At 49.2% G+C, this 5644-nt stretch carries 6 protein-coding genes, 1 rRNA gene and 1 pseudogene; 7 read left to right on the forward strand and 1 reads right to left on the reverse strand.

What is annotated here, in order from left to right:
- The 5 genes and pseudogenes from AP057_RS12030 to perR all read left to right on the forward strand — a co-directional run.
- Positions 1-386: pseudogene (locus AP057_RS12030) on the forward strand (IS982-like element ISBs1 family transposase); the annotation flags it as partial.
- A 114-nt stretch (positions 387-500) separates the two neighbouring features.
- The gene (locus tag AP057_RS12035) at positions 501-1451 is read left to right on the forward strand and encodes an L-lactate dehydrogenase (RefSeq protein WP_055358849.1); all 951 of its coding nucleotides are present in this window, start codon (positions 501-503) and stop codon (positions 1449-1451) included.
- A gap of 167 nt (positions 1452-1618) precedes the next feature.
- Positions 1619-2023: a potassium channel family protein gene (locus tag AP057_RS12040; RefSeq protein ID WP_033016717.1), complete on the forward strand. Its 405-nt coding sequence runs from the start codon at positions 1619-1621 to the stop codon at positions 2021-2023.
- Between the two features lie 65 nt (positions 2024-2088).
- Complete coding sequence (gene bcp / locus AP057_RS12045) at positions 2089-2565, forward strand: thioredoxin-dependent thiol peroxidase (RefSeq protein WP_033009906.1); 477 nt, start codon at positions 2089-2091, stop codon at positions 2563-2565.
- A gap of 227 nt (positions 2566-2792) precedes the next feature.
- Complete coding sequence (gene perR, locus AP057_RS12050; protein ID WP_033016718.1) at positions 2793-3251, forward strand: peroxide-responsive transcriptional repressor PerR; 459 nt, start codon at positions 2793-2795, stop codon at positions 3249-3251.
- 24 nt (positions 3252-3275) lie between these two features.
- Here perR and AP057_RS12055 read toward each other — a convergent pair whose 3' ends face one another.
- Positions 3276-3629 carry a YgzB family protein gene (locus AP057_RS12055; RefSeq protein ID WP_055358850.1) on the reverse strand — a complete coding sequence of 118 codons (354 nt, stop codon included), beginning with the start codon at positions 3627-3629 and terminating at the stop codon, positions 3276-3278.
- Between the two features lie 374 nt (positions 3630-4003).
- Here AP057_RS12055 and AP057_RS12060 point away from each other — a divergent pair, with 374 nt between their 5' ends.
- Together AP057_RS12060 and AP057_RS12065 are read left to right on the forward strand one after the other, a co-directional pair.
- Positions 4004-4867 (forward strand): nucleotidyltransferase-like protein, encoded by an 864-nt coding sequence (locus AP057_RS12060; RefSeq protein WP_055358851.1) that lies wholly within the window; start codon positions 4004-4006, stop codon positions 4865-4867.
- A 571-nt stretch (positions 4868-5438) separates the two neighbouring features.
- Positions 5439-5644: ribosomal RNA gene (locus tag AP057_RS12065) — 16S ribosomal RNA — on the forward strand; the annotation flags it as partial.

The following is a 5644-nucleotide window of genomic DNA, read 5'->3' on the forward strand; positions in this document are numbered from 1 at the left end:
ATCAAGGGCTGCCAATGGGGTATGTGGTGACGGAAGCATCTTGCCACGATCGAATCGCAGCCGAAAGCGTGATGACCCAAATTCCCCACCCGTATAACTTTGGGGACAAAGGATTCATTAGCCGTGACTTGCAAAAAAGGCTGTACGAAGAATACCAAATGGCGCTTTGGACTCCGTCTCGAAAAAACCAGAAACATCGTGCGTCTGAGACATGGGAGCAGTGGATCCAACAAAAACGCAAAGTGATCGAGACGGTGTTCTCGGTTCTGGTTGACCACTATCGCATCACGGGGATCCGAGCCAATTCGATTATCGGATTTGAAGTGGCACTAGACGGTATATTGTTAGCTTATTCCCTGGTTACACTTGGGCTAGTTGAGCGCTAAAGCTCAACTAGCACCACGGGTTACAGGAAAGGTGCTCTTTTTTCTATACCCTTTGGATTTTATTGGATAATCAACACGCCTGTGTTCGCATTATATTGAGGGAGGATGAATGCAATGAAAAACAACGGTGGAGCCCGAGTAGTGGTCATCGGCGCCGGGTTTGTCGGCGCCAGTTATGTGTTTGCCTTAATGAATCAAGGGATTGCCGATGAGATCGTGCTCATCGATGCGAATGAAAGCAAGGCCATAGGCGATGCGATGGACTTCAACCATGGGAAAGTATTTGCGCCGAAGCCGGTTGACATTTGGCACGGCGATTACGATGATTGCCGCGATGCCGATTTGGTTGTCATTTGCGCCGGCGCCAACCAAAAACCGGGCGAGACGCGGCTTGATCTTGTGGACAAAAACATTGCCATTTTCCGCTCGATCGTTGAGTCGGTCATGGCATCCGGATTTCAAGGACTGTTTCTCGTCGCCACCAATCCGGTCGACATTTTAACGTACGCGACGTGGAAATTCAGCGGCCTGCCGCATGAGCGGGTGATCGGTTCGGGGACGATTTTAGATACGGCGCGGTTCCGCTTTTTGTTGGGCGAGTATTTCTCTGTCGCTCCGCAAAATGTTCATGCCTATATTATTGGGGAACACGGCGACACTGAACTCCCGGTCTGGAGCCAGGCTTATATCGGCGTCATGCCGATCCGCAAGCTGGTCGAGTCCAAAGGGGAAGAAGCGCAAAAAGATCTCGAGCGCATTTTTGTCAATGTGCGCGATGCCGCCTACCAAATTATTGAGAAAAAAGGAGCGACGTACTACGGGATTGCGATGGGGCTTGCCCGCGTGACGCGCGCCATTTTGCATAACGAAAACGCTATTTTGACCGTATCAGCCTACCTCGATGGCCTATATGGGGAGCGCGACGTCTACATCGGCGTGCCGGCTGTCATTAACCGCAATGGCATCCGCGAGGTGATCGAAATTGAATTGAATGATGACGAAAAAAATCGATTCCATCATAGCGCAGCTACATTAAAAAGCGTGCTAGCCCGTGCTTTTACGTGATGAGGCAACAAACGAAAAGTTGTGCCGACAGTCTTTCTCGTCCAAACAGGGGGATGTATGGCTCTGAGGGCGACACGCTGTTCCGATTGGGAAGGCGGCTTATTCCCGCATAATTGTCCGTTTCACGGTGTATATATGAACTACGGACAATTTGTGGAGGGAAGCGAATGGATTACGCATTCCTCGGAGTGGTGACCGCCGTGTTGCTCGGCAGCATCACTTCGCTTTGGACAGCGAGCGTACAAGCAACGCACCGCCTCTCCCTTGACAGTTTATGGGTGCTCGTTCAATGGTATGGGACGATGCTGCTAGGGTTTGCGATGATTTATATGATTTTGCAAGCCAACGGCCATCATGTATTTACTCCGTCACCAAGCAGTGCAGCAGGAAACCGCCTGTCTATGCTGGAAGACAGTCTATATTTAAGCGGCATGACCCTCCTGTCGGTCGGATACGGAGACGTCACCCCGGTCGGCATCGGGCGGTGGATCGCCATCGCCGAGGCGCTGCTTGGCTACATTATGCCTGCTGTTATCGTCACGCGCACGGTATTTGACTCGGATCGCCGTTGACAGTTGCAATTTTCCTCTGTCTTCGTTACGCTAAAAGAAGACATTAAGGAGACGGAGGGAACGCTATGACGATCGCCATTGGCCAGCCAGCTCCAGATTTCACCTTGCCGGCAAGCAACGGGAAAATGGTTTCGCTCTCAGACTTCCGCGGCCAGTATGTCGTCCTTTATTTTTATCCAAAGGATATGACGCCTGGATGCACGACAGAAGCGTGCGATTTTCGCGACCGTCACGAGCAATTCGCCGGACTGAACGCTGTCATTTTAGGGGTGAGCCCGGATCCGGTTGCACGGCATGAAACGTTTATCGAAAAGTACAAACTGCCGTTTTTGCTTCTTTCCGACGAGCGACATGAAGTGGCAGAAATGTACGGAGTGTGGAAGAAAAAGAAAAACTTCGGCAAAGAGTATATGGGGATCGAACGCTCCACGTTCATTATCGCCCCCGATGGGACGTTGGTTCAAGAATGGCGCGGGGTGAAAGTGAAGGGGCACGTCGATGAGGCGCTCGCGGAAGTCGCCCGATTGGCATCGTCTAGGTGAGTGTCCAATCAATCACAACGTTTTTGCGTACAATGCATAGTAACCTCCTCAAATGAAGGAAATGCGGCGGGTGGAAGTGATTCCCACCCCCTTTTTTTTTGTTAAAAAGATGGATGAGCCCATATATTAATGGTATCTATATTGACAAAAGGCATATACTCCTTGTAGACTAATTACAAATATTATAAAATGATAATTTTTTTTATCTTATACGGAGAGTGAGGTGCATGACGGTGTCTACCAACGAGCAGCTGAAGGAAGCGCTTGACATGTTGAAAAAGACGGGCATACGCATCACGCCGCAGCGTCATGCGATATTAGAGTATTTGATCACCTCGATGTCCCATCCGACAGCGGATGAAATATACAAAGCGCTGGAAGGGAAATTTCCGAATATGAGCGTAGCGACCGTCTACAATAATTTGCGCGTCTTCAAAGAAATCGGGCTTGTCAAAGAGCTGACATATGGCGATTCATCAAGCCGGTTTGACTTCGTCACTTCCAATCATTATCACGTCATCTGTGAAGAGTGCGGCAAAATTGTCGATTTCCACTATCCAGCGCTTGATGAAGTCGAGCAGCTTGCCGCTCACGTCACCGGCTTTAAGGTCGACCATCATCGCATGGAAGTGTACGGAGTCTGCCCTGACTGTCAAAAAAGCGGGGCGCCGGCGCATTCGGATTAAAAGGCTGATAGCACAAGGCGGCTATCAGTTTTTTCTTTTTTTGTTGTACTTTTCGTCAAACTCTTTTCCTTCCAGTTCGCGGTCTAACGTCAACGGTTCACGGCAAAACATGCATAAATCGACGCGTCCGAGCATTTTTGTCACTTTGCCGCACGACGGGCAAACGACTTGGACGGCTCTCGTCGAGAGTGTTCCGATCCAAAAATATACAATGCCACTGGCGACAAGAAACAACATCCCAAACAACATAAACAACGTCATGATGACCGGGGACGTACGAAAAAACAGCCCCAGATACATGACAATGACACCGATAAAAATCAAGCTTAAGGCGAAAGTGCGAATTTTGTTGATTTTGCTCGAATATTTGATGCTCATCACAGTCCCTCCTACATAGACCACTATACCATAAAACGGGGTCCCATCGCGAAGAAGAAATCAACAAAATCGACGTTTTAAAGAAAGGAATTCCTCGTTTTTTGTCGAATAACGAATGACGCAACAAACGACAGCTTCATGGATGCAAGCATTCTGGTCTTTCTGAAATGAAACAGGCGTTGACAGCATTGTTTGAACATCTGCACAAACGCAATGTGATGATTGATGACGGTGGAAGGGAGGAAAAAACGTTGCAGAAAAAACAGCCGTCTCAAAATAGGAACGTATGGTTGTCTGTCAATCGATATGTGGGGATATCTGAGGGATTTGTCCGCCCGGATATCGCGGCCGGTTTTCTGCAACGGACGCGAGGTATGAAAGAATTGCTGCATCCCATCTGTCACGAATGGGCAAACCGCTGCAACACGCACGGAATTTTAATGATTGAAAAAACGGCTTTCCATGCAGCAACAACGGATACGTTTGATGTCGTGCTGCTCGTCATTGTCGACCCGCAAAGCGAGCCTATGCTTCTCAGACAGTATTCACTAAACGAGAAAAAGGCGGTGCTTTATGCAGTCAGTGAACGGCAGTTAAATGAATGGCTTGTTCTCGGGTCACATCGAAAGGCGGTCGACTGGGTGTTCAACGGAACAGTCGTGTTTGACCGAAACGGCTATGTTCAGCAGTTGCGCCAGCGCCTTGAGCAATTCCCGCCTAAAGAACGGCGATTGAAAATGGGACTCGAGTTTGCCAAACTGATCCGCCATTATACAGATGGCAAGGCGCTGTTTGCCGCCAAGCATTGGCTCGACTCATACAACCATATGGTGCAAGCCCTCCATCATTTGGCGCGATTGACCGTAATCGAGCACGGACTTTACCCGGAAGTGACCGTATGGAATCAAGTCAAGCGAATGGATGGAAGGATTTATAAACTGTATGAAGAACTCGTTGGAAGTGAAGAACCGCTTCCGAAACGGCTGGAACTTTTGTTGCTGGCCAGTGAATTTTTGATTCATTCTTACGTAGAATCAGGTTCCTCTCATTTATGCGAAGCGCTGAAAGAAAAAAATGGTGCTTGGAGCATTGAGGAAATGACCGGTCATCCGCAGTTTGCGCCTTACTCGGTTGATCTTGTTATCATGCTTGAGTATCTTGTCGAAAGGAAAGTGCTAACCGTCGTGGAAATGCCGACAAAAGGAAATACAATGCTCGAACGGTATTACACGTTGTAAAAAAAGAATTTTGACGGTCCCCTTCTGCTGATCCCCAAAAATGGAAGGGAGCCGGTGAGAGGATGGATGCTATTAGGAATTTCATTGTGTTTATACAAATGTCAGTTGCCAAGATCATTGAAGGAAGGAGGCAACCCGGCCGAAAAAAGCTCTTGACTTCCTTGTCGAACGATGATATATTTTAAATCGCTGTCGCTCCGGGAAAATGTTGCGGAGCGGTATGAATAAAAGGCTGTTGACAACAAACAATAAAAATGCTATGATGTAAGGGTCGCTTTAGGAAGCGGAAAACACATTTGCGTTTGAGGGAGTCCAGAGGAGTTGGATTCCTCGGCGCAAGATTGCAACGAAGTAAGTTCAAGAAGAGGTCTCGTTCCTTGAAAACTGAACGAAACGAAGCGCGACGAAAAGCGGAGGTCCGCGGGTCACCGCGACGGGCAAATGTTCTTCGCCTGCAAGGGTGCTTGCACCCGGAAGGCGAAGGTTATTTGACCCCGAGCGGCGGCGGACCGAAGCTGGACAATACGAAAAGCGGAGGTCCGCATGGGCCGAAGCAAAAGCCAATCAACTTTCTTTGGAGAGTTTGATCCTGGCTCAGGACGAACGCTGGCGGCGTGCCTAATACATGCAAGTCGAGCGGACCGGATTGGGGCTTGCCTTGATTCGGTCAGCGGCGGACGGGTGAGTAACACGTGGGCAACCTGCCCGCAAGACCGGGATAACTCCGGGAAACCGGAGCTAATACCGGATAACACCGAAGACCGCATGGTCTTCGGT

This window comes from Geobacillus sp. Sah69, assembly GCF_001414205.1.
GTDB lineage: Bacteria > Bacillota > Bacilli > Bacillales > Anoxybacillaceae > Geobacillus > Geobacillus stearothermophilus.

Coding starts and splice junctions, on each gene's coding strand:
- AP057_RS12055 (WP_055358850.1), bottom strand. CDS start 3,629: ATGAGCATCAAATATTCGAGCAAAATCAACAAAATTCGCACTTTCGCC.
- perR (WP_033016718.1), top strand. CDS start 2,793: ATGACGGTGTCTACCAACGAGCAGCTGAAGGAAGCGCTTGACATGTTG.
- bcp (WP_033009906.1), top strand. CDS start 2,089: ATGACGATCGCCATTGGCCAGCCAGCTCCAGATTTCACCTTGCCGGCA.
- AP057_RS12060 (WP_055358851.1), top strand. CDS start 4,004: ATGAAAGAATTGCTGCATCCCATCTGTCACGAATGGGCAAACCGCTGC.
- AP057_RS12035 (WP_055358849.1), top strand. CDS start 501: ATGAAAAACAACGGTGGAGCCCGAGTAGTGGTCATCGGCGCCGGGTTT.
- AP057_RS12040 (WP_033016717.1), top strand. CDS start 1,619: ATGGATTACGCATTCCTCGGAGTGGTGACCGCCGTGTTGCTCGGCAGC.